General features: G+C 53.0%; 20 protein-coding genes. 6 read left to right on the top strand and 14 right to left on the bottom strand.

The genetic code is table 11. From position 1 onward, the window contains the following. Positions 1–50: 50 nt before the first annotated feature. A complete protein-coding gene (locus MFFC18_RS14840; RefSeq protein ID WP_075083352.1) occupies positions 51–701 on the top strand; it encodes a CHRD domain-containing protein in 651 nt (216 codons plus the stop codon). 128 nt (positions 702–829) lie between these two features. On the opposite strand, the gene MFFC18_RS14835 is transcribed toward MFFC18_RS14840, so the two are convergent. The 6 genes from MFFC18_RS14835 to MFFC18_RS14810 all read right to left on the bottom strand — a co-directional run bounded on the left by MFFC18_RS14835 (position 830) and on the right by MFFC18_RS14810 (position 6,490). Further along, complete coding sequence (locus MFFC18_RS14835; RefSeq protein ID WP_075083351.1) at positions 830–1,270, bottom strand: ankyrin repeat domain-containing protein; 441 nt, start codon at positions 1,268–1,270, stop codon at positions 830–832. A gap of 16 nt (positions 1,271–1,286) precedes the next feature. Continuing rightward, positions 1,287–1,553 carry a hypothetical protein gene (locus tag MFFC18_RS14830; RefSeq protein ID WP_075083350.1) on the bottom strand — a complete coding sequence of 89 codons (267 nt, stop codon included), beginning with the start codon at positions 1,551–1,553 and terminating at the stop codon, positions 1,287–1,289. 28 nt (positions 1,554–1,581) lie between these two features. Next, positions 1,582–2,868, bottom strand: coding sequence for a citrate synthase (locus tag MFFC18_RS14825; RefSeq protein WP_075083349.1), 1,287 nt, complete (start codon positions 2,866–2,868; stop codon positions 1,582–1,584). Between the two features lie 122 nt (positions 2,869–2,990). Continuing rightward, a complete protein-coding gene (locus MFFC18_RS14820; RefSeq protein ID WP_075083348.1) occupies positions 2,991–3,527 on the bottom strand; it encodes a CRTAC1 family protein in 537 nt (178 codons plus the stop codon). Between the two features lie 126 nt (positions 3,528–3,653). After that, positions 3,654–5,438, bottom strand: a complete 1,785-nt coding sequence (locus MFFC18_RS14815) for an FG-GAP repeat domain-containing protein (RefSeq protein ID WP_075083347.1) — start codon at positions 5,436–5,438, stop codon at positions 3,654–3,656. Positions 5,439–5,473: 35 nt separating this feature from the next. Further along, entirely contained in the window at positions 5,474–6,490 is a 1,017-nt protein-coding gene (locus MFFC18_RS14810) for a helix-turn-helix transcriptional regulator (protein WP_075083346.1), read from the bottom strand. A 141-nt stretch (positions 6,491–6,631) separates the two neighbouring features. Here MFFC18_RS14810 and MFFC18_RS14805 point away from each other — a divergent pair, with 141 nt between their 5' ends. Both MFFC18_RS14805 and MFFC18_RS14800 read left to right on the top strand, forming a co-directional pair. Next, on the top strand, positions 6,632–7,438 hold the full coding sequence (locus MFFC18_RS14805; protein ID WP_075083345.1) for a 7-cyano-7-deazaguanine synthase: 807 nt from the start codon (positions 6,632–6,634) through the stop codon (positions 7,436–7,438). Positions 7,439–7,588: 150 nt separating this feature from the next. Then, on the top strand, positions 7,589–8,884 hold the full coding sequence (locus MFFC18_RS14800; protein WP_075083344.1) for a glycosyltransferase family 87 protein: 1,296 nt from the start codon (positions 7,589–7,591) through the stop codon (positions 8,882–8,884). Between the two features lie 54 nt (positions 8,885–8,938). On the opposite strand, the gene MFFC18_RS14795 is transcribed toward MFFC18_RS14800, so the two are convergent. Next, positions 8,939–9,445, bottom strand: a complete 507-nt coding sequence (locus tag MFFC18_RS14795; RefSeq protein WP_075083343.1) for a lactoylglutathione lyase family protein — start codon at positions 9,443–9,445, stop codon at positions 8,939–8,941. Positions 9,446–10,185: 740 nt separating this feature from the next. Here MFFC18_RS14795 and MFFC18_RS14790 point away from each other — a divergent pair. Further along, positions 10,186–10,500: a hypothetical protein gene (locus tag MFFC18_RS14790; RefSeq protein WP_075083342.1), complete on the top strand. Its 315-nt coding sequence runs from the start codon at positions 10,186–10,188 to the stop codon at positions 10,498–10,500. A 153-nt stretch (positions 10,501–10,653) separates the two neighbouring features. Here the strand turns inward: MFFC18_RS14790 and MFFC18_RS14785 are convergent, their stop codons facing one another. The 4 genes from MFFC18_RS14785 to MFFC18_RS14770 all read right to left on the bottom strand — a co-directional run bounded on the left by MFFC18_RS14785 (position 10,654) and on the right by MFFC18_RS14770 (position 16,881). Further along, positions 10,654–12,126: a calcium-binding protein gene (locus MFFC18_RS14785; protein ID WP_075083341.1), complete on the bottom strand. Its 1,473-nt coding sequence runs from the start codon at positions 12,124–12,126 to the stop codon at positions 10,654–10,656. Positions 12,127–12,531: 405 nt separating this feature from the next. Then, positions 12,532–13,068, bottom strand: a complete 537-nt coding sequence (locus MFFC18_RS14780) for a hypothetical protein (protein ID WP_148618893.1) — start codon at positions 13,066–13,068, stop codon at positions 12,532–12,534. A 340-nt stretch (positions 13,069–13,408) separates the two neighbouring features. Continuing rightward, positions 13,409–15,832, bottom strand: a complete 2,424-nt coding sequence (locus MFFC18_RS14775; RefSeq protein ID WP_148618892.1) for an ArnT family glycosyltransferase — start codon at positions 15,830–15,832, stop codon at positions 13,409–13,411. A 152-nt stretch (positions 15,833–15,984) separates the two neighbouring features. Continuing rightward, positions 15,985–16,881, bottom strand: coding sequence for a phosphoribosylaminoimidazolesuccinocarboxamide synthase (locus tag MFFC18_RS14770; RefSeq protein WP_261340520.1), 897 nt, complete (start codon positions 16,879–16,881; stop codon positions 15,985–15,987). A 99-nt stretch (positions 16,882–16,980) separates the two neighbouring features. On the opposite strand from MFFC18_RS14770, the gene MFFC18_RS14765 reads away from it, so the two are divergent. Beyond that, positions 16,981–18,402, top strand: a complete 1,422-nt coding sequence (locus MFFC18_RS14765; RefSeq protein ID WP_148618891.1) for a hypothetical protein — start codon at positions 16,981–16,983, stop codon at positions 18,400–18,402. 115 nt (positions 18,403–18,517) lie between these two features. On the opposite strand, the gene MFFC18_RS14760 is transcribed toward MFFC18_RS14765, so the two are convergent. Further along, positions 18,518–20,215: a SpoIIE family protein phosphatase gene (locus MFFC18_RS14760; protein ID WP_075083337.1), complete on the bottom strand. Its 1,698-nt coding sequence runs from the start codon at positions 20,213–20,215 to the stop codon at positions 18,518–18,520. Between the two features lie 100 nt (positions 20,216–20,315). Beyond that, entirely contained in the window at positions 20,316–20,552 is a 237-nt protein-coding gene (locus tag MFFC18_RS14755; RefSeq protein ID WP_075083336.1) for a hypothetical protein, read from the bottom strand. Between the two features lie 270 nt (positions 20,553–20,822). Between MFFC18_RS14755 and MFFC18_RS14750 the strand changes: the two genes are divergently transcribed. Then, complete coding sequence (locus MFFC18_RS14750; protein ID WP_148618890.1) at positions 20,823–22,466, top strand: leucine-rich repeat domain-containing protein; 1,644 nt, start codon at positions 20,823–20,825, stop codon at positions 22,464–22,466. A gap of 35 nt (positions 22,467–22,501) precedes the next feature. Here MFFC18_RS14750 and truB read toward each other — a convergent pair whose 3' ends face one another. After that, positions 22,502–23,392 (bottom strand): tRNA pseudouridine(55) synthase TruB, encoded by an 891-nt coding sequence (truB, locus tag MFFC18_RS14745; RefSeq protein WP_075083334.1) that lies wholly within the window; start codon positions 23,390–23,392, stop codon positions 22,502–22,504. Between the last annotated feature and the right edge of the window lie 4 nt (positions 23,393–23,396).

The following is a 23,396-nucleotide window of genomic DNA, read 5'->3' as shown; positions in this document are numbered from 1 at the left end:
AGGCAAACTGGTTGACACGAGCGCAAGGTAAATGCTGAAGAGAGTTTGAGATGAACAGAAATTTGGTGAGTCGCTGCATCCGACTGTTTTCCGTTTTGGCTTTGATTTGGTGTGCTTCGGTTGGCGTTGCCAAAGCCGATATTTTCGTCGCCAACCTCGATGCGTCTCAGGTAGTTGGGTCGTCCTCAGAGCCCGGTTCTGCGGTGGCGACATTTGTTCTTGATGAAGCTCAGGAAAATCTGAGCTACTCGATTCAGATTTTTGGCTTGGATCTGAAACCCGTCGCGGCTGAACGGACGTTGTTCAGTGACGTTACGGCGATTCATTTGCACAACGGTTTTTCGGGAACATCTGGGCCTCATGTATTGAATGTTTTCGGCATGCCAAGTGAAGACGATTCCGAAATGGTCGTCGATTTCACCAACGAATCGATTGATGGAGTCTTCAATGATGACGACGCGATCGATCCAGACACCGGAATGCTGTTCGACCAGAACAATCCCGGAACAACGAAATTGTTCTCAAACTTTGTCGACGATCTGATCAGTGGGCAGATCTACATTGCGATTCATTCGGCTGGACAAGGCGGAGACATTGCGATTCGCGGTCAGGTCGTCGCGGTTCCTGAGCCATCTTCGATCGTGATGCTGGCCGCTTGCGGAGCCTGTTGTCTGCTACGTCGTCGAACCCACAACGTCTGATTCCGGGGTCACTGATTTTGCGAGTTGGTTGTAATGCCAGCCAGATTCGGGCTCGTATTTCCGCCGGAATCAGTTTTCAGGCGACAATCATCGGTACTGCTGCGAATCGTCCACAATTCGCAACTCAATCAGTCGTTCAATCCAACGTTCTTCAGAGCGTCCACGATTTCAGCATATGCATCCCGTCGGGGCAGATCGTCGAACTCTTCGTATGCTCCTGTCGCCGCGTGCCAAGCCAGTTGCATCGCCGACATTCCGTTGACAGTGCCTGCATTGGCACCGTGGGAGATGAGGACGGGGATCAGCGCTGGTTTGCAATACATGATCGCGTACCGCAGCGGCGTCGTCTGACGATCCGGGTCGAGCATCTCAATGTCGGCACCATGATTCAAAAGGGCTTCCGCCACTTTCGGCTGATCCCAGAGCACGGCACAATGCAGCGGCGGCGGAGACCAGTCGCAATGGTTCACCAATTCTGGATGGCTCGAAAGCAGAGTTTCTACCTTGGCGACATCGCCGGTTTCAATCGCATTGGCGAAATCAGAGTGGACCGATTTGGGAGTCTTCATCGCGAAAGACAATCCATCATCCGATTGGCTCCAGATCCGTCGGAAACTGGTTTCGCATTGAATTCGTGAGATCGGACGGCTGATCCAATTCAGCGTCGTCTCGCCCATTCCAGGCTCGGTTCAGATGAGCAAATACATGTGCCAGTTGAACACGATAGTCCTCAACATCAACGCATCCGGCCTCTGACATCTGATCAATCAACTCCGACAAATGCTCGTTCGCATCGTCCAGATCATACATCAGCATCGCCCAGGCGACCGGATTTTCCTGCTGGTTGATCATGGCACTCGCAGACTTGCCCCGCTATCGGCTATCGCTTGTCCAGAGGAACGAACTCACGTTTCGTGGATCCCTGATAGACCTGACGCGGACGACAGATTCGACTGGTCGGCGAAAGTTGCATCTCACGCCAGTGAGCAATCCATCCTGGCAGACGACCGATCGCAAACAAAACGGTGAACATTTCGACAGGAATCCCCATCGCCCGATAGATGACTCCAGAGTAGAAGTCCACGTTCGGGTACAGCTTCCGTTTCACGAAATACTCGTCCTCGAGTGCGACTTTCTCCAGCTTTTGAGCAATCTCAAACAGCGGATCGTCGATGTCGAGCTTCTCCAACAGTTTATCGCAAGACGTTTTGATCAGCGTCGCACGCGGGTCGAAGTTCTTGTAAACGCGGTGACCGAATCCCATCAGGCGGAAGCCGTTGTCCTTGTCTTTTGCCATGTCGACATACTTGTCGACGTCTCCACCATCGTTCTGGATTTGAGTCAGCATGTTGACGACCGCTTCGTTGGCACCACCGTGAAGTGGTCCCCAAAGAGCACAAATGCCGGCAGAGATACTGGCGAAAATGTTCGAGTCCGCCGAACCGACCATGCGTACGGTCGACGTGCTGCAGTTTTGCTCGTGATCCGCGTGAACGATCAGCAGCATGTTCAGCGCTTCGACGAACGTCTTGTCAACTTCATAGTCTTCGCATGGAACGGAGAACATCATCTGCAGGAAATTCTCGCAGTAGCTCGCGTTGTTGTTCGGATAGATAAACGGCTGGCCCATCGATTTTTTGTGCGAGAACGCTGCGATCGTCGGGAGCTTTGCCAACAGCCGATGGATGCTGACCTCGACCTGTTCCGGGTCGTGCGGATCCAGTGAATCCTGATAGAAAGTGGACATCGCGCTCACGACGCTGGAAAGAATCGCCATCGGGTGAGCATCACGAGGAAAGCCGTCGTAAAAGGACTTCAGGTCCTCGTGCAGCATTGTGTGCCGACGAATCTTTCCGCGGAACTTCACCAGTTCTTCCTCGGATGGAAGCTCGCCGTAGATCAACAAATAGGCGACTTCGACGAAATCGCAATTGGCCGCAAGGTCTTCGATTGGGTAACCGCGATACCGCAGGACGCCTTCTTCGCCGTTGAGAAACGTCACGCTGCTCTGAACAGCACCGGTGTTAACATAGCCTTCGTCGATCGTGACCATGCCGGTTTGCTTTCGCAGTGCCCCGATATCGATGGCCTTTTCGTCCTCGGTCCCGACAACAATCGGAAGCTCAAGTTCGTGATCTTCGCAACTGAGTTTTGCGACATCTCCCATGTGTACTTTTTCCTTCGCGGCACTGCTAAAGAGTAAATGGCAACCAACGGAGATGAAGTTCTCATGTCCGTTTCAGAATCAGGATTTTAACCTTTTTTGGCTTCTTCCGAAACGTGGCGACTTCAATTCCGCGGTTCTGAAATTTCAATCTCTGATCCGTCGAGAATCCCTTCTTCAACCGTAATCTTTCCGCTGGGCCAACGAATTTCCAGCTGGTCAATTTGAGAACGGTCTCCCAGACCAACGTGAACGAAGTGCGAATTTTGGGAGGAAAACCCCTCGCCGCGGGAAAGCTGAAACATTCGCGTCTGGTTGTCTGTTTTCGCAATCACGATGGCTCCCACCGGGTCACGAGGGCTCAGCTTCATATTCGGAGTCGCCGACTGATTTCCGCCGATCAGCCGAATTCGAACGCTGCCGCCGGTCGCCTGATTTCCGCCCAATTTCTGATCGTTGAACTGAGCGATTCGAAATCGAGGGCTCTGGTTTGAGACGATTCCCATTTCCAGGATTCCGTCGTTGTTCAAATCGCATACCGCGAACCCTCTGCCGTCTTCGGTGAAATCGACTCCGGAAGTCAACGTCGCGTCCTCGAAAGTTCCCGCCCGATTCAGGAATAGACGATTGCGCTCATTGCCGCTGAACGAGAATCCTTTCACCGCGTCGGTGTCCGGATCAATCTGAAAAATGGAAAGCGTGTCATCGAGTTCACTCCAAGCAGCGTGTTCCCGGAACTCGATTGGTTGTTGTGGGTCCAGTCGCGCGACCGCGCGCCAATTGCACGATCACAAATCTGCGTCGCAACGCACGGATTTCGGAGCCGAATAAAATCCGCTGGGAACGTACAGGTCCAACCAGCAGTCGTTGTTGAAGTCCGCAAACTGTCCGCCGAACGACCAGCCAACTTTTGCAACGTGTTGGTTCGATTCAGCTGAGCCCGCGACTTGCGTAAACCTTCCGCCATCGTTGCGGAACAGGAAATTACCCTTGGCCGATTCCACCGAGCGACGATCCGCTTCGGAGAACTGCTCCAGAATCCGGTTACCCGCTTTGGAGTACATTTCTGAAACGTACAAATCCAGATCGCCATCGTTGTCGAAGTCTCCCCACGACGCGCCCATGCTGTAACCCATGATGTCAGGGCCAATCAACTCCCTGGTAACGTCCACGAACACGGGCTTGTTGCTTCCCTTGACCGTGTCGTTGCGAAGAAACGAGTCTGGTGCAAAATCGTTGCTGACAAACAGATCGGGATCACCGTCGTTGTCCCAATCATGCCACACGCTCTGATAACTGTTCCGCCATTGCTTGATCGATTCCGATGCATCGCAACGTTTCAGCTTTCCATTTTCATTGATCAGCAGAATGTTTGCTGGACCGCCGCGATCGATGAACGGATGTTGGCTGCCGATGTTTGCCATCTTCTCACGATCCGATTCCGCAATCATTTTCCCGATCCAGTCTTTTGTCGCGAAGCCCGATGGCGAGACGTAAGTCGAAAGATACAAATCGAGCAAACCGTCTCCGTTGAAATCCGCGACCGAACCGGCTGTAACCAGTCGAACGAAACTCAAACCTTCTGTCGTTAACGAATCGAGCTGAAATGTCCCGTTTTCGTTGATGAAAAACTGGCTGTCGGAGAGGGAGCGGCCCACGAACGCGTCCGGATCTCCATCGTTGTCGAAGTCCGCGAAGACAACGCAATTCGAACCCGCGCCGACATCCAAACCTGATTCCGCGGTCGTGTCGATCAGCTTTCCTTCGACGTTGTGCAGCATCATGCCACCGCCCCAGCGATCTGTCAGGAAGACATCGTCCCAGCCGTCGTTGTCGTAGTCGACGATGCTGACCGAAGGGAATTGCCAGGCGGATTCCCAGTCGTTGAAGCCAGGCAGTCCGTCGACCAGAGGTTCCATCACGGTTTTTGCGTTGACTGCATCGAGCACGCGTTGCTGGTGCGAAGATCTGGTTACGGCTGACCGTGTATCGGCCTCAGCAATGAAGCTGTCCGTCGCGTCGGCAAACAACGGTTGTTCTGATTCACTGACTTCAAAAGTATGCTGCGTCCAGGCGGTGATCGTCCAGAGTTTGTTGATGCGAGTCCACGTAATTGTTTGAGTCGCCTGGACGCCCGTGATGGCTTGGCCATCGCGAATCTTGCCTTCGAATTTGGTCTTCATGTCAAAGCGTTGACCGGATTCGGCGAATGTGCCGGAGAGCGTTCCGAACTGGCATTCAGCGAACTTGCGTTCTGCGAGAAAGGGCTGCCAAAGCTCGTCCAAAAATTCGCTGGTGGCGGTTGGCGAGCTTGCGTTGATGCGAAGGTAGTTGGTCGTGTCGGCGAAAATCTCCCGCAGCGATTCTTTCGATTCCTGTCCGGACTTGGTCATCGAGTCAGCGATTTTAGACACGTAAGGAGCAAGATCCAGAATCGTGGATTCCGACTGAATGATTTGCTCGATCGTCTCGCGGTGTACGTCGGCGGCTGTTGGCTGACGTTGGATCGATTTTTCGCTGTTGCATCCGGCGAGTGGGATCAGGACGAGCAGAATGACTGAAAGGCGAAACATGTGGTGGTTTCTGGTTTTGCAGTCTTTGTACTGCGTTAGTCTTTGTACTGCTCAAGCATTTCGTTTGCGATTGAGATCAGATCCTTGCGGGCTTCTTCTGGCGAAAGCAATTCCGCATCGGATCCCAATTGCAGGATTCGAGGAATCGCATCGCGCGGATTGGAAACCGGAACGGTCAACACCGAGTGCTCGTCGGAAATCTTTTCAATCGTTTGCTCGGGGTGCCACGGTTCTTCCGTCACCCAAACGGCAGCACGCGACGTCAACCTGACTTTATACGGAGTCTCGTCGTCGCTGGATCGGAAAATGGTTTGGCTGCTGCCGAAAAATTCGTCCATGTCCAGATCTTCCGGTGGCTTGAACCACTCGTCCAGAATCGTGGCTTTCTCGAACCGGTCCAGCTTCCAGACTCGCACGCGAGTTTTCTCGTCTTCGTCCTCGTGAGCCGCCGCGATCGTGTACAGGCTGGATCGAAACAGGATCACTTCGTAAGGCTCGATTTTCCGGGTCTTCGACGGCTTGCCCTCGCTCTGGTAAACGACTTCCAGCAGTCGATGTTCCAGAATCCCACGATTGATCGTTTTGATGATCCCCTGCTTGCTTTCGTACGACTTGATCGGCAAGCCCTGGACGCGAAACGTTTTCCGGTACTTTTCGTAATGGCTTAAAACCGTGGCCGGAACTTCTTCCTTGACCTTGTTCCAGAAAGACTCGATGCCGGATCCAAATTGAGTGCCCGAAAGCGGATGCATCAATTCGCGACCAAGCGCCAACGCGATCAACTCGGTTGACGAAAAGCTGATATGAGTCGTCGTTTTGGCCAGTGGCCCCAGCTTCCAAACTTTGCCGCGGGGCGAATCGTGGTGGTCGACGTCAAAGCCGGCAGCTTGCAAAGCCTCCAGGTCGCGTTTGAGCGTTCGATTGTGCAGCGACGGCAATCCAAGTTCCTCGACGACGTCATCGTGAAGCTCCTGAATCGTCTTGCCAAACCGAACCCGCTCGAGAATTTGCAGAACTTTGTGCTGGCGAATCAATTGGTCATTTCGTGCCATTGGGCTCACAATTCCCGGACATGCTGGATACACTTAGGCTCCGAAATAGCCTAACGGCTGACCAGGATTTTGGGAACGAGCCGCGCACGAATCGTGGGCTGCCTGCCACAACTTTTGCCAAATTTTGCTATCAGACCAACCATGGAACGACCACGCCCTGCCGTCATCTGTCTAAGTGGCGGAATGGATTCAACTTCACTGCTGGTTCGAATGCTGGCCGAGCGACGCAAGGTCTTCGGTCTGTGTTTCGACTACGGGCAGAAACACCGTATCGAACTTAAGCGACTGTACGACAATATCGAGTACCTTCGCGAGAACGATATCGAGATGAGCTGTGAGACGATCGAGATTCCCAAGCTCGGCGATCTTTTTCACTCAGCGCTTACGGACTCAAACTGGCAGGTTCCCAAAGGTCACTACGAACAGGAGAACATGCGACAGACGGTCGTTCCCAACCGCAACGCAATTTTTGCGTCCATCGCTTACGGGTATGCTCTTTCGATAGCGATCCAGCACGATACGCATGTCGATTTTTGTCTTGGGGTTCATTCTGGCGACCATGCGATCTACCCCGATTGCCGGCCAGAATTTTACCAGTCGATCTTTCATGCTTTTTCGATTGGAAACTGGGACAACGAAAAAGTCCATTTGCACATTCCGTACATCAACGGCGACAAGTACACGATTCTGCAGGAGGCCGCGGTTTCGATCGAAAAACTGGGCTTGGACTTCGACACCATTTTTCGAAATACGTGCACGAGCTACCAGCCCGATGCATCCGGCCGGTCTCACGGTTTGACGGGTTCGGATGTGGAGCGAATTCTGGCGTTTCACAAGTTCGATCGACGCGATCCAATTGACTATGTTGACTCATGGGAGGTCGTTGTCGAAAAAGCTCTGGAGCTGGAGGCTCAGTACCGTGCCGAGTCCGAAGAAAACGACGACTAGGGCGTTGGGCGATCACGTGAGTGGCTGTGGTAGCGAACTGGTGGCATCGGATTAGAGCCTGCGATCGCGCCAACGGTCGTTTTTCAAAACTTCATCCCGCACGCGGTGGAGCCCACCGTTCCTTTTTGCCTTTGAATTAACAGCAACACGATGGAACTCGCAGAAGTCAAATTGCCCTGGTTTGAGCGTCGTGTTTGGGCGATTGGCGGCGTGCTGTTTTTGCTGTTGGCGACTTCGTTCGTCAGCCTGCGGACGTTTCGGAACTTTGCAGAACCGTCCCGCGAGTTCGATTGGGAAAGCCGCGGGATGAGCGATTTCTACACGCTCTTTAACTATTCGAAAGCTTTCGCTGATGGCGTCAATCCGTACTCGACCGACGTCATGCAACATCCGGAATACATTGTGCCCCGCAGTGCTGCTCCGTTTTCGCCGTTCGCGTTTTTGCCCTATGTGCCGCTGACTTTTTTGCCGTTGAAAGTCGCCAGCGTCGTGTTCTTTGTTTCCACATGGATGCTGTTTGGTGTGTTGGCTCGATTGTGCATCGCGATCAGCCGCATCAAATTCGATTGGGTGCTGTGGGTTTGGGTGTTTGGATTTCTGGTGTTCAGTCGTCCAGGGCATGTGACACTATTCACAGGGTATTTCACCGTTCAGTTGGCGATCGGAGTCGTCGTCGCATTGCACTACGCGAAGTCGAATCCGTGGTTGGCAGGAGTCGGGTTTCTGTTCGCCGCCGTAAAGCCGACTTATGCGATTCCGCTGACGATTCTGATGCTCGCCAGGCGGGACTTCAAAGCCGTCGCGATCGGCGTTGCGTTGACTTCAATGATCGCGATCGGATGCTTTGGCTGGCTTGCTTCCTTCTCGGATTTCCCGTCTGTCGTCGAAGGGATTCAGGCCGGACAGCAAGCGTTCCACGACGATCCAACTGAATCACCAGTCAACACCTGGACGCGAATCGATGTCGCTGGAATCGTTGCCAAAGGCATGAACCGCGTGCCGGGAACGGCGGAGTATTTGGGCGTGATGCTGCTGCTGTTGATCGTGCCGTGCGTGGCGATTTGGAAAGCTTCGTCGCGAGAGACCGATTCGGGTGCTGGAGGATTGACCGCGCTGATTGTTGTCCTTGCGTTGCTGGTGACAATCTACCACCACTCCTACGACTGCCTGATCGCTGCCGCAATCCTGTTCGCGATGTTGTTGAATTCCAGGCGGTTGATTCCTGCAGTGCCGCGATACGTTGCAATCGCGACAGCCGTTTTGCTGGCGGTTCCGATGCTAAATTACGTGTCTACGCGAGCGGCGCGAAACGCCCTTGCTTTCGAACAGTCCGATTGGCTCTGGCAGGCGATCACAACGGTCAACGGCATTAGCCTGACATTGGCTTTGTTGATCGCAATCTGGTTCGCGTTCAAGCTTCCTTTGCCTCGTCAAGAACCGGTCTGACCCGCGCGATCGCTCGCCTATACGAGAGCACGAATTCCAGCGTGCGCGACTACGCTATTTGGAGTCGCTGTCGTATGCGCCTGCGGAATACGTCAGCTCATAGCTGTGCGAATAGATTTCGATCAAGTTGCCGAACGGGTCTTCGCAGTAAACCATTCTGTACGGCTTGTCGCCGGGGTAATATTCGCGGACGGGCATTCGTTGTTTGCCGCCATTCTCCACAATTCGTTTCGCCAGTCCTTCCACGTCCGGGTCCTGAACGCAAAAGTGAAACACTCCGGTCTTCCAGAACTCGAAATTGTTCTCTCGCTTTTCCGCATTGGCGAATTCAAACAGCTCGACGCCGATTTTGTCTCCTGTCGCCAAATGAGCGATCTTGAATCGGCCCCAACCGTCTCCGAAAACGTCGTCACACATGACTCCGATCGCAGAATCATCAGACACAATTTCCGTTGGCGGCATGATCACATACCACCCCAGTGTCTTGGTGTAGAACTCAACAGCCTGTTCCAAATTAGTTACCGAGATTCCGATGTGAGAGAACGAACGTGGATAGGTCATTGCATACTTTCGGTTGAAGATTACGGGAGTCCCAGCGATTTGCAGTCAACATGGAGAGCGGCGGATTTAACTCGCGTCGCCGATCATAGGTGATGGTTTATCGTGAACAAGGAGTCAATCGTCTCGACGGAATCGTCTCGACTGAAGACCGAATGCCTTGGCACGCGATTATCGGGAGCAGAAAATTGCGTTTAGTTCTCGTCGATGATCTTCGCCGTTAAACCGAAACTCATGCCAACATGTGGCTTGTCTCGGCGCAGAAAAAAAGGCCGCTCAAGCATTTCGCTTGAACGACCCAACGTGTTTATCGCTTACGTGATCGTTTAGTCGTCACAGCAAACGGCGCAACAATCGATGGTGCAAAAGCAGTCACCGCCTGTGTCGCAAGCACAGCCGTTCGCGTCACAGACGCAAACGTCACACTCACAAGCATCTCCGCAACACTCGCAAGCCGCGGTCGGCGCTGGGGCGTTGAAAGAAGCGAATGCGAAAGGGGTAACAATCAACGCACTGCAAAGTGCGAGGCCTAGAAGCGTTTTTTGAATCATGGAATTCTCCATAAATTGTTGTTGAAAAAGAAAACAGCAATCCACATGAAGAATTATTTCAGCCAGACCCCGAGCGTTGCCTGTCTGCGGTTGTGTTCGATCGGAGGCGGTCTGCAAAGTTGACACGCCGCGATCAATCGAACGGGTAAACGAGGTGCCAATTCGAAGCTTGGCAGAAGAGCGACCAGAACATTGTCTTGGGGCCGTAAGTCTTGCAAAACCGCTTCGTCCGTAGGCGCATCCAACGAGCAATTGCAGTTCGGGCAGCAGTCTTCCGACTCCACATCACCGCAACACGGCGATCTCGATGCTTCAGAGTTGCAACATCCGCAAGGACTTTGCGAGGCACTGGCGCAGGAGCAACTTGCCGTTGGGCTGTCGCTGCAAGCACACGATGAAAACGCGTACGTCGGCATCGCCAAAGCAAGGCAAGCCACGACTACCAAGATGTACCGGAGCGGTTTCATGCTGCAATGGTACTCAACCGGCTATTCCGAGGCAAGCTGACCGTGAAACGGCAGCGTTTTGGAGCGAGCGGAGTCGGCAGCATCGCGTTGGATCGCCCGTCCGCGATTGAAACCGGCGACGGAGATGATGCTCTTGCGAGACGGTTGCCGTCTAAAGGCGACGAGTGGCTTCTTCGCTTTATCCACAATCACGCTATGAATAGAAGATTCCAGAATCGGTCCTGACGGTAGTCACAACGTCGTTGTCGATTGAAAACCCAAGTCGACGTGGGATATAGTCTTGTGTCTTGACTTGCGGTTCGCCGTCGATGAAGCAAACTCGCCAAGGACGATCAATCGACTCCGCCAGCGCACCTGCTTCTTCCAGCGTAAGGCCAATGAAATCTGGCATGTCGACGCTGAGCTTCACGATGTCGTCCGCGTCGGACAACACAAAATCACCGAACGAATCGATATAGCGATCGACCCCAAGACCGCCCAACATTCGGTCATAACCATCGCCGCTGTGCAAAACATCGTTGCCGTCTCCTCCGTTGAGATAATTTGATCCACTGACGGCAACCAACCGATCGTCTCCTCCCTGACCCAAAAGCGTGTCTCCACCGGAGAACCCATTGAGCATATCGTTGCCGGATCCTCCGACGAGGACATCGGCGCCAAGGCCGCCGAAGATCAAGTCGTTGCCGGTGAAACCGCTGAGCGTATCGTTCCCAAACTTACCATGCAGTTCATCGTTGCCACGCCCTCCGAACTGTCGATCGTTTCCATCATTACCGACAAGTTTGTCGTCTCCGTCTTGTCCGTAAATCGTATCGTTTCCGTCCTCGCCGAACACTTCATCATCTCCGGCACCAGCGAAGACCAAGTCGTCACCATCGCCTGAAAAAATTCTGTCGTCGCCTTCACCGCCAAAGATAAAATCTTGCAGGTCACCGCCATTGATTGAATCGTTACCGGCGCCTCCAACCAGGCGGTCGCTTCCTCCTCCGGAGTAAAAGCTGGATTCAAAAGAGTTGCTCAGAATGTCGTCTCCCTCGCCGCCGTAGAGTTCGTCATTCGAGCCTCCGCCTTCCAAATGGTCATTGCCAGAACCGCCATACAATAAATCTTCACCCGACTTTCCCGCGAGAAAGTCATTTCCTTGCTGGCCCGACAAAATATCGTTTCCGTTGTCACCTTGGAGGTGATCTTTGCCTTCACCTCCGTAGAATGTGACCGAGCTATTAATAGACCCCCAGCCACCGGATCTGGCCTGCAGGTTATCGTTCCCGAGACCTCCAATTCCGATCAGTTCGTCGACCAAGAAGTTGGCGCTGAAGAAAAATTCGTCATCTCCTTCGCCGCCGTAAAACCCGAATTTCTCAAGAGAGACCGGATCGAATGGATCGGTCGAAGACTGAACAACGTGAAACCTGTCGTTTCCATCGAGCCCCCAAAACTCGATTCTGTCTATTTCGGATCTGCGAAACTGCTTTGATTGCTGGCCGTTCACGTCGACTCGAACGACGTCGAAGTTCTGTGGACCATTGGTCAGTTCCACGGCATCGTTTGCGGAGGTTCCGACAATTCTCAGACTGCCTTCGGTCAGGGTAACCGACGTGAGAAGCTGACGCGGTTCGAGTGATGAATAATCAAAGTTCGATGAGAAGCGTTTCACACGAATCATGGTAGGTTTTCAAATCGATGGTTAGTCAAACGCCTTGCAGGTCGAACGTAGTAAACGCGCTAGCCTTTGCCCCGCCTTTTACCTATCGACTTCGTTATTTATTCAGCGATGAGAAATCGCTTTTTGGTCTCGAAAATTGCCGAATTTAACAGCAAATATGGTCATTCGACCAGAAGTTGATGGCAGCACCAGGAATCGCCAAATCGGGCTAACGGTCATGAACGGTGGAGCCAAGTTGAGAGACTTTCACCGCACGTCGGCCGAAGCCAAGCCCTTGACATCGACTTGGTCGGACGACCGCACTTGAGAGTGATACCTCAATAAAATAACCGCGATTCGGCGAGAGTTTGACTCTGCGTGAACCGCGGCTGTTTTATGTTTCAGTTGTTGCTGGCCGTTTGCAGACTATTCGTCGTCTTCGTCCTCTTCTTCGTCGTCAAACCGAGTGTTCAGTGACTCTTCTTCGACGGCGTTCTTTTTGTCTTCGTTTGGATCGAACATCACTTCCGATGCTTCAGCGACTTGGCGATATCCGATCTTCATCAGGACTTCCAGGATCTCACTGCAAGTTGGGAACATGCGGCCGGACTGACGCTTGTAATCGTCCATGGCTTGCATGAATTCGATTTCCGGATCGCTGTAGTCACGTTCGCAAGTCGTTGGATCGATCTGACGGCGACGCTTACGACGCTCGGTCGGTGGCTTGATGTTTTCCTTGCGACGACCGGTCTCGTTCAACAATTCAAGAGACTCGGTATCCTTGGGAGCGGCTTTGGATTTTGCGGCGACTTTTGACTTGGTTTTGGCAGCCGACTTGCCAGCCACTTTCGTTTTCTTCGTCGTTGCTTTTTTGGCAGGAGCCTTCTTGGCTTTGGCAGTAGTTGTTTTCTTGGCAGCCGACTTAGGGGATTTGGCTGAAGGAGCTTTGCTTGCTTTTGGCATGATGTTGATGACCTTTTTGGTAGGGGAACCAGTCCGATTTAGGATTACAATCAACACCTCCTTTGTGTCGACCAGAAAAAATACACGCTTAGGTGAAGATGACGGGGCAAAAGCAAAAAAATGCCCTGGATAAAAGATTACGGTCACGAAAGAAGTCCGTTTGTTCGGCTCGTTCGGATTGCGTTATCGTTTCAGGCTTCGATTGCCGAAGCTTGACCAGGAATCATGCCCGAATGGCCAGAGATTGATCGCGTTCAATCCATCTTCGATGCAAAGACCTGTCGCCTGGATCGCTGATGCAAACCCGAAATCTGATCCCGTATCACGACGGACTACCGGATTACTTATGCGTCGTCGTCGGACGAGTGCCGGTTGCGATACGTTCCGGAGAAGCTGAAACACGGAAAGTGTGCCGACCGATCGGTTGGCTGATTGAGATCGCGTCGCCGAACGTTGCCTTAAGCATTGAAATGTTCGAGTCCGAAGCCACGATCGTTGCGGCCCCGCTTTGGGCCAGGATTTGGCCAACCTGTTCAGGCGAATCTTCATCGATCTGCACCACACTGCTCTCAGGCAAATACAATCCAGCTCCAAATGCGTCGCGGCCGAAATACACAACGGTTTGAGGCTGATCTGCTGTTTGCTGCTGTGCGATCGAAAGCAGGATGGAGCGATCCAACGCGATAGATGGCACAAGCTTGTTCACGCCCAGAAATACAAAGATCATTCCAATCGCCAGAGTCGCCAACCACGATGCCGTTTTGGGCGAAGATCGCTTCAACGGAAAAGTAACCAGCAGAACGACGCTGGCCAAGTTTGCTAGCGCGAACAAGGTTAGGCTTCCAAAGTCGACGCTTCCGAACTGCAGAATGGAAATTCCGGACACGACCCACGTCAGCACGCACACACCGATCGCGATGCGCCTCGGTAGACGATCGAAGCGCGTTCGGATTCCGGTGGATCTACCGATCTCGAAATTTGCGATCACTCCGGTCAGCAAAGCGATCAGCGGAAACGCAGGCAATATGTAGGCAGGAAGTTTGCACTGCGACATCGAGAAGAATCCGACGATCCACAACGTCGACATCAGCAACAACCCGTGCGTCGGTGTTTGAAATCGGCGATACTTTTGCTTGCGAGCCACTGCGACATAGATGACTCTTGGCAACAGAATCGAAGCAGGAAACATGAACAGCCATAAGATTGGCAAGTAGTACCAAAACGGTTCCTGATGGTTGAAGGCGTCAGAAAATCGCAACACATGATGCTTCCACAGGAAGTACCACGCGAATTCCGGGTTCGTCAACGTCGTCAGCACAAACCACGGCGCGGCGACCAGTATCGCTGGAATGGCAACCAGCTTCATTGTCGCGCGTTTCGCGTCGCGCGAGATGTCTCGATTTAAAACCATCCAGGCGACGATCGGCGGCACGGTCAGCACCAGACAAATTGGTCCTTTGGTCAGCAGTCCCAGTCCCAGTGAAATGCCGGACACAATTAGCCAGCCTTTTCGAAACTTTCGCGAACCGTCCTGCATTACACCGACGGCAATCCCCAGAATCGTGGCTGTCGTGAACAGCATCAGTAGCGCGTCCATCGTGGCGTAGCGAGTCTGGAACGAGAAACCCCAAGCCAGCAGAAGCGATGCGGCTCCAAACGTGGTTGCCCGAAGTCCAATCAGTTTCGTACCGGCGAGCATCATCAGCCCTAGCAAGCACAAACTCGAGATGATGGACGGAAGCCGCGTCGCCCATTCGCTGATGCCAAAACACTCGTAGCTGATCGCAGTTAGCCACGCCAGCAACGGCGGTTTGTCCCAGTAAGGTTCATCCGCGAGAGACAACGATCCCCAGTTGCCAGTTTCGGCAATGTTGATCGCCAATTGAGCATTGCGCGTTTCGTCAGGTTCGAACAGTGGATAGCTGCTGTTCGCAAACAGCATCGTGCCCGCCACAATCAACAGCATCGCCGTCGCAATAGCAAGGTTCCGTGGAGACGAAACATGGTTGGTTTCATTCAGCCGCGCGGGAAACGCAAGCTCACTAAACCAGAACTGAAGGTTGCGTTTAATAGATCGCTTGATCGATTTTGATTTTGGAAAGTGCGGCCCGATCGAGTTCTTTTTATGCCACTCAAGATCCGGTTGACGAAAGTTGCAGCGGTGTTCTTCAACGCGACGGCCTTTCGATTTCGCGACCGCCAGCAGTTGTGTGACAGAGTCCGTCGTATTGAGTTCCAGTCGGCTGGTATCGATTCCAGTCAGCTGTGACTTTCGAAATGTGACGATCCCTGGTGCGATTGGATTTTTGGATACTCCGAACAGAAGCCGCACAACCATACAGTAGATCCAAACCAGAAGTTTTCGCGAGCCCGGAGCCCTGGACGGTGAGTAGCTCCAGGACCGAAAAGCATCATGACGATTGGCCGGATCGACGATTTGCCAGTGAGCCGCGTCAAAATCATACACGGCATCGGCGACAGCAATGTTTTCGTGGCGAGCCAACCTGATCGCGGCGTCGAAGCTCTGTACGGATTCCGCGTGCTGGGTTCCAGACAACGGCGCTAGGCGCGGACCCTCAGCCGACACGATGATGAACTCGATCGGAGTACCGCGGCGCTGGAACGAGGCACGCATGTCGGCAATCAATTTGCCGTGGTGCTCTGCGTCTTCGAAGACAATGACAGAAACGCCCAACGGCGAATCGTTCGATTCTTCGCGCGGATCTTCGTCGTCAGGTCGAGTTGGATGTTCAGATGTTTGCACTTTGCTTTTGAAAAATCCTTGGTGCCGCAACTAAGTTGGCGGACACTAGGGACGAATTCAGGCAAAGTCAATTGCAGTCGAAACAGGTGCGAGGAATGGGCGAAATGCGGATGGTAGGCGAAGTGGGCAGGCCGCGATCCGCGTTGAGTCCGCTAAGACCAGGGGAACTTGCTTCCGGTCAACCGCTCGTAGGCGTCGACGTATTTCGCTCGCGTTTTGTCGACGATCTGCTGAGGCAGTTCCGGCGGAGAACTGTTTTTGTCCCAAGTCGTGGTTTCCAGATACTCACGAACAAACTGCTTGTCGAAAGATGGCTGGTTGCGGCCGGCTTGGTACTGATCCGCCGGCCAGAATCGCGAACTATCAGGCGTCAGAACTTCATCGATCAAGATTAACTTGCCGTCGTGCCATCCCCATTCGAGTTTTGTATCAGCCAGGATGATGCCACAGCTTTTCGCGTGCTCCAGGCCTTTGTTGTAAACCATGATGCTTTTCGTACGAAGCTCATCGGCGACCTCAGCGCCAACGCTCTCGGCCATCGTTTCGAAGGAAATGTTCTCGTCATGTCCAGCTTCGGCCTTGGTAGCCGGTGTGAAAATGGGATCGGGAAACGCAGCACAATTGGGCAGCCCCTCGGGCAGTTTGATGCCGCAGACTTCTCCCGATTCCTGATAGTCTTTCCATCCCGAGCCGACAAGGTATCCGCGGACGACGCATTCGACGGGGACGACTTTGCATTTTTTAACGATCATCGAGCGACCGGCCAGATCGTCGGCGTTGAGTCCGTCAGGAATTTCGATGCTCGAAAGGTCGTCACTCAGCAAATGATTTTCGACACCCAGTTTTTCAAACCAGAATTTACTGATTTGAGTCAGTACCCTGCCCTTGTCCGGAATTGCGGTGGGGAACACCCAGTCGAAAGCGCTGATTCGGTCACTGGCGACCATTAGAAAGTGATCGCCGATGTCGTAAACGTCTCTGACTTTGCCTTGCCGAACTAGCGTCATTTGATTCTGCCGTAAATCCTCAAAATGTTGTTTGTCTACGATAATGCCATCGCCTGCAAATCAAAACCGGGTGTGGTAGAATTTGCGTTTTCAATCAACATGTGTTTCGATATCACTGGCCATGCCAGCCGGCTGACTCAAATGGGCGAATTCAGATTCAGGCTTCCTTCCAACTGGGAGCCAACCAACAGCCAGGCCAAATCGATCCACGTGATCGGTCTCGATGGAGTTCCGTCGCCGTGCCGTGTCTCCTCCGACGAGGGCATTTTGACCATTGCGAGGAATCGCGATGAATCGGGAAAAGTGTTCCTTGCATTTCCGTTTGAAGATTTTGGCGAATTCACCATCGGGACTGGAACGCTCCCTGAATCTCAGACGCCCTACCAGTTGCTGATTGAGCTCGCGAGGGGGACGCTGAACCGGTTGAGGAACCAGATTTCGATTTGGCAGGAAGGCGGACTTGAGATCGCCGAGGAAGTCCACGATCAGGTCGGGCAGGCGACTCGATTGCTCAGCCAGGCGATTATGCAAACCGATCCGGCAGCATCGGATCAGGGTTCCAGAGACGCGTTGCATATTGCGATGTCTGCAAATCTGAAGGTCAGCGAGCAGTTTGGGGCAGAAGTTTCGAAGTACCGAACGTCCCAGCCGGACATGCCACGATTTTGGTTCGCCAACGCGGTCGGGGCCGATGAAGTCAAACCAGAACATTGTGAGGCAGAGCCGTTTCAGTTGGTGCAGGCAGCACCAGAGCTTGCGGATGCGGCAGCCGAAGCCGGAAACAAACGCACGATCGTCGGGCCATTTCTCGACGCCAGCCCCGGCGGTATGCAGGAGGAAATCGTTGCGTTGGACGATTTTTTCGCGAGGCGGGACTATATTCTCAACCGCTGCCGCAAGACCATTCGGCAGCTCAACCCATCCAGTTCGTTACTGCACGTCGTTAGCGGGCTAAATGGAATGGGCCATCGACATCTTAGTTATCCGCAGCAAACCCAAATTACCAGCGACATGCTGAACCTGATCGATGAGAGCCAGATCGATGTGCCGATGATGGTCAGTTTTGACTATCCGTGGGCAGAGCGATTGGCGACGGCGGTCGGAGGAGCCCATCCGCTGCAGATTGCGGATTCGCTTTTACGACAAGGCGTTCCGATCAACTTCATCGGTCTGGACGTGAATCTGGACTACTGGCCGTGCGGCAGCGTCGTTCGAGATCCGTTGCAATGGATTGATATGATCGACATCTGGTCGCAATTGGGATTGCCTCTGATCTTTTGCTTCCGCATGCCGACGATGGCCAAGCCAGCGATTCCGCGTTCGGGGCAATTGATCAATGAAGTCCGCAGCGAATTGACAGACGAACAACGGCTTTCGATTCTGGAGACGCTTTTGCCGATGATGATCGCCCGGCCCGGAGTCCATGGTTTCATCTGGCGTCAATGGAAAGATTCCGACGACGAACGCTTTCCGGGTGGCGGACTGGTTACTGAAACGGGTGACGAAAAACCTGTGCTGGAATTGCTGCGGAACGTCTCGGAGCGTATCTACGGTTCGAAGTAGTCGAATTCAAAGCCGGCAGAGCCATAGCCAAAACCGTGAAAGCGATCAACCGTTTTCGATCTGGTTAGCTTGGCTCAACGGAATCCCGGGTCGCGATCTGGCGAGTGCGCCGCAATCAGGAAGGGTTTTTCCCGACACACACCATGCAGATGTCGTCTATCGGCTGCCGGAATCCCATGTGCTGATTGACCAGTGTGCACAGGTTTTCGCCGATGCCAACCGGCGTCTTGATCGGGCAATGCTTCAGCTCTTCGACGATTGCTTCGGACGTAAGTTGCTCATCCGATTCGTTCATCGCTTCGTTGATACCGTCTGTATACAGAATCGCGACATCGCCATCATGCAGCGACGTCGTGAAACTTTCGTACTGGTAGTCCTCAAGGATTCCGATCGGCACACCGGATTCTTTCGTTGCCACCGTTTCAACTGTGCCGTCCTGACGGCGAATGATTGGCGGCATATGGCCCGCGTTGACGATCGTCAGAGAATCATTTCGCTGATCCAACAAACAAACGGCCAACGTGACGAAGCGGTCGAGGTTCATGTTGGACAGGCTTTTGTTCATCATGCAAACGGCTGCTTCTGGCGTACTGGACGTCGCCAGTGCGAAACGTGCCTCTGCCGAAACTTTCGCCATTAGCATCGCCGCGGCAATACCATGACCAACAACATCGGCAACGACAATGCCCAAACGATCTTTGTCCAACGGGACGTAATCGAAATAGTCGCCACCCACCTGCTGCATCGGGCGATACCATGAGAAGAACTCATAGTTTTGGAATTCGGGTGGTCGCTGCGGCAAAAATCGCTGCTGCAATTCGTGAGCAAGTTCCAAGTCCGCCTGAAGTTCGCGGTTTTGCTGGGCCTGCTCGAACAAGTCGGCTTTCTGAATCGCGAGCGAAGCCTGCATCGTGATCGTGACCAGAGTTTCGACGTCTTCTTCCTTGAACACGATAGATCGACGAAGCGAATCAAGTTGCACGACGCCGATCGATTCGTCTTTGCTGTTGAGCAGCGGAGCGCACATAATCGAGCGAATGCGGAAATCGAACACGCTCTGGCTGGTGTCAAAGCGGTCGTCTTTGCCCGCGTCCCGTGAAAGAATGGGCTGTTTCGAATCCATTACTTTCTGGCAAATCGTGCGGCTGATGCGAATCTCTTCGTCATCCTGGGCATAGCGCGTCTTGAATCCCAGCGGCTTAAGCACACCGTTGGCATCCTTGAGCATAATGAAGCCACGATCGGCTTCGCTGAACAGATCAAACAGGAAATCGAGAATCTGCGTCAACATCTCGTCGCGACCAAGGGCTTCACTGAGTGCGTGCGTGATTTTGGTTATCGCATTAAGTTTGTCTTCCGCGCTGACCTTCGACGTCTGAATCATCTGATGAGACGGCGGATCGAGCTGTGACATAACATGCGATTCGGAATCATCCGACAGCACCACGGAACTGCGGCGGGGCAACAGTCCTTTGCTGTAGTCCCGCTCTTCAAGGGTTGGACGATCGCCACGCGTGGCACCGTCTCCAGCGTGAAAATTGAACGCGATGTCACAGATTTTGATGATCGCACCGTCGAACAGACGAGTCTGTTTCTGGATCGCCTGACCGTTAAGAAAGGTCCCGTTGCGACTATCGAGGTCTTCGAGAAACCATGCGCCTTCGACGCTGACCACTTTTGCGTGGTGACGACTGACGGAACCATCATCGATCTGAATCGAACATTCCGGATGCCGTCCGATGATGACCGGATCGGTCGAAAGTCGATAGTTCTTTTTGATTACCGAATCGTCGGAGGATGACAGTACGGCCATCAATGCACCATTGAAGCGAAAATGTCTATGAAAAGTAAAACGTGTGAACCTTGTAAGCTAATTCTACGCATGGATACCAAAACTTTCCACGCGTAATGTACTAACTGGCAAGCTGCTGATTCTGCAGCTCAGTCGTTGGCGGATATGGGACGGAGGATTCGCCGTTTCCAGATTTCAACCATGGGCCAAACATGGTCCATGCCCCAATCAAAATCATTGCGGCACCGCCAAAGCCCAATGCTTTTCTGGCTGCCTGTCGACCGCGAGTTGATTCGATCTGTCGAATCAAAAAGCTGTCAAACCACCAACCTCGATTGATCAATGCCACTTGTATCATGGACAAGCCTAAACCAGCAGCGACACAAGCAACAAGTAGGTCTCGAAAAAACACGCGACAGAAGACTCCGGGTGAGTTTGAATCAAAGTTTCATTATACTCTAGTGCCGCGTCGAGAACCGACATTTGGGGCGACCCCAGTTGCACCTTGCGAATTTCTGGTCAAATCGACCTGCTAACGCCAGGTTTCAACTTGGACGATGCACCGAGGTTCGACCTTACCGACAACGCAACAACGAACCGGTCGCCGAATTCGCCAACAGTATCTGGAATGACTATCTCTCGCAACTACTTCGTTTCTGCCGTATTCGCCTTGTTTCTGGTGCTGATGCCCCACGCTGACGCAACTGGGCAGCTTTCCAACATTGCCTGGAAAGCCGCGGAGCAGCTGAAAAAGGAACGTGGCAACGAGCTGATCTACAGCGACGAAGGATTTGTCACCGAGTTGATTATCGAGGACTTTCCAGCCGGTTTCCTGATGGGACAGCTGGAGGTGTTTCCCATGCTTGAGTCCGTCACGATCGATTCACGATACTACTTCGAGGACGGAAATATGGGGGGAATCCGCAAGCTCATGAATCTGAAAAAGTTTGGGCTCAAGAATTCCCGTTACGCCACAAGTTCAACGTTGGAGATGCTGGCAGAAGCTCCCGTCCTCGAAACCGTTGAGATTCACGAATGCAGCGAGATCACCAGTTTGCACGAGGTCGTCAGGATTCGCAGGCTGGAAAACCTGGTGGTGGTGCCGGACGAAGCTATGTCGTTTGCTCCTCTGGTCGAGTGTCGAAATCTGAAGTCAGTCAAATTATTCAACTCCTCCTCGATCAATGATTCAGCCGCCAGGGACCTTGGCAGAATTAAGTCGTTGGAGTCCGTGGATCTTACCAACACTGCCATCACTGATGAGGGGCTGAGCGAGTTGGGATCGCTGCCGAATCTGAAAAAACTGATCCTCGAAGATTGCGAAATGATTACAGGTGAGACCTTCGCGGAATTTCAGTTCCCGGAAGAACTGGTCGAGCTCAACCTGTCGGATGCTTTGAAGATCGACGACCTCGGACTGTCAGAGCTCAAGCGATTCACGTCACTCGAGCATCTCCGCATGTATCGAAATCACGCGGTGCTGGGGAAAGGTTTCGAATGCCTGGCGTCGCTCCAAAAGCTCAAAACGCTGAGTTGTCCGGAGACTTCGATCAACGACCAGCACCTGCAGTTGCTCGCTGGCATCGATTCCCTTGAAATGATCTGGCTGCCGGGATGTAAGCGAGTTTCCGGTCGCGGGATCGATGCGCTGTCAAAGTCTCAAGGCTGTAAGAAGCTCAGCCTCAACGAATGTCGCAAAATTGATTCGCCAGACTTTGAGGTTCTGGCAAAATTTGAACAGCTGGAAGAACTTTACATCGCAGAGACTCGGATTCGGAACGAGGGACTGGAATTGCTTTGCCAGTTGAAAAAGCTCAAGGTGCTGAACATCGGAGGTAACCTTTGGCTGGAAGATGTTGCGATCGAGAAACTGAAGGATTCATCTGTTGAGAAACTGATCGCGACGGATCTGCCGCGTTTGACGGACGCCGCGTTTGAGTCCGCGAGCGAAATGAGAAACCTGGTCAATTTGTGCGTCTCGGCGGATTCGACGATGAATGGATCGGGGATCAAGGCGTTCGCGGGCAACACGAGGATAAAGTATTTGACGTTCGAAGATCCGAGCTGGCTTTCGCTGGAAGCGTTTGCTTCGATTCGCGATTTGCCAAATGTCGAAGAGATTTATTTCAATGATGGCAAGGTATCCGTTTCGCAACTGGAGCAGCTCGCGGGAATGCAGAACTTACGCGTCCTGAAATACGAAGTTGACGACTCCGATATGTCCAACGAGCGGTTGATCTCGATACTGAAAACGTTTCCGAAGCTCGAATAAGTTCCGCATCTACGGACGCTACGCATCTACATTGTTCAGTAGAGCTGAGGCACAAAGTTGATCTTACTGCCAAATTCCGATTCTGATTTGCGTCCGAGCACTGCCAAGAGTTGGCCATCATGATTCGTTGCAGCAGTTTCGGTAATTGAGTCCGGAAGCTGCCACTTTGCGGAACTCAGGCGTTTGCCGTGTCGCAGTCTTTCAAGTTCCACAGAATCCAATCGAACGGTTGGCAAACTTCCAACCATGGACAGCGGGTCGTCGACCATCGATTCGAATGAGCATTGCGGAACGTCGCTCAGGCGATGAGCGTCTTCGATTCTGAAGTCTCCAATCGCCGTTCGGGTCAGCGTCGTCATCACGGTGTCCGACTTAAGGGATTTTGCGATGTCTCTGCCAAGAGTCCTGACGTACGTGCCTTTCCCGCACACAATCTCGATTTCGAAATCCGGGTAATTGAACTCAAGCAAACGAATCGAATAAACTTCGACCGGTCGGGCTTTGATGTCCAGCGTTTCGCCGCGTCTGGCCGCCTTGTACGCACGCTGTCCGTCAACTTTGACCGCCGAGAACTGCGGCGGGGTCTGCTGAATCATTCCAACGAATGAATGCAATGCGGTCTGCAGTTCAGATTCTGAAATCAGCGGATCATCCGGAACTGCAACAACTTCGCCGGTGATGTCTTCGGTGTCACTACGTAAGCCCAGACGAAATCGACCGACGTAGGTCTTTCGCAAATGCTGAACGTATTGAATCAGCTTCGTCGCCGGACCAACGGCAACGACCAGTACGCCGGTTGCCAAAGGATCAAGTGTTCCGGCATGCCCGGCTTTCAGTTTTCCCGGACATGCTCGCTGAACCTGATTCACAATGTCGCGCGACGTCGATCCACCTGGCTTGAACACATTGATGACGCCAAATGTCATAAGC

The organism is Mariniblastus fucicola, assembly GCF_008087665.1.
Lineage (GTDB): Bacteria > Planctomycetota > Planctomycetia > Pirellulales > Pirellulaceae > Mariniblastus > Mariniblastus fucicola.
This window is presented reverse-complemented; position numbering and strand designations above follow the sequence as displayed.

Coding starts and splice junctions, on each gene's coding strand:
- MFFC18_RS14840 (WP_075083352.1), top strand. CDS start 51: ATGAACAGAAATTTGGTGAGTCGCTGCATCCGACTGTTTTCCGTTTTG.
- MFFC18_RS14835 (WP_075083351.1), bottom strand. CDS start 1,270: ATGAAGACTCCCAAATCGGTCCACTCTGATTTCGCCAATGCGATTGAA.
- MFFC18_RS14830 (WP_075083350.1), bottom strand. CDS start 1,553: ATGATCAACCAGCAGGAAAATCCGGTCGCCTGGGCGATGCTGATGTAT.
- MFFC18_RS14825 (WP_075083349.1), bottom strand. CDS start 2,868: ATGGGAGATGTCGCAAAACTCAGTTGCGAAGATCACGAACTTGAGCTT.
- MFFC18_RS14815 (WP_075083347.1), bottom strand. CDS start 5,438: ATGTTTCGCCTTTCAGTCATTCTGCTCGTCCTGATCCCACTCGCCGGA.
- MFFC18_RS14810 (WP_075083346.1), bottom strand. CDS start 6,490: ATGGCACGAAATGACCAATTGATTCGCCAGCACAAAGTTCTGCAAATT.
- MFFC18_RS14805 (WP_075083345.1), top strand. CDS start 6,632: ATGGAACGACCACGCCCTGCCGTCATCTGTCTAAGTGGCGGAATGGAT.
- MFFC18_RS14800 (WP_075083344.1), top strand. CDS start 7,589: ATGGAACTCGCAGAAGTCAAATTGCCCTGGTTTGAGCGTCGTGTTTGG.
- MFFC18_RS14795 (WP_075083343.1), bottom strand. CDS start 9,445: ATGACCTATCCACGTTCGTTCTCTCACATCGGAATCTCGGTAACTAAT.
- MFFC18_RS14785 (WP_075083341.1), bottom strand. CDS start 12,126: ATGATTCGTGTGAAACGCTTCTCATCGAACTTTGATTATTCATCACTC.
- MFFC18_RS14780 (WP_148618893.1), bottom strand. CDS start 13,068: ATGCCAAAAGCAAGCAAAGCTCCTTCAGCCAAATCCCCTAAGTCGGCT.
- MFFC18_RS14765 (WP_148618891.1), top strand. CDS start 16,981: ATGGGCGAATTCAGATTCAGGCTTCCTTCCAACTGGGAGCCAACCAAC.
- MFFC18_RS14760 (WP_075083337.1), bottom strand. CDS start 20,215: ATGGCCGTACTGTCATCCTCCGACGATTCGGTAATCAAAAAGAACTAT.
- MFFC18_RS14755 (WP_075083336.1), bottom strand. CDS start 20,552: ATGATACAAGTGGCATTGATCAATCGAGGTTGGTGGTTTGACAGCTTT.
- MFFC18_RS14750 (WP_148618890.1), top strand. CDS start 20,823: ATGACTATCTCTCGCAACTACTTCGTTTCTGCCGTATTCGCCTTGTTT.
- truB (WP_075083334.1), bottom strand. CDS start 23,392: ATGACATTTGGCGTCATCAATGTGTTCAAGCCAGGTGGATCGACGTCG.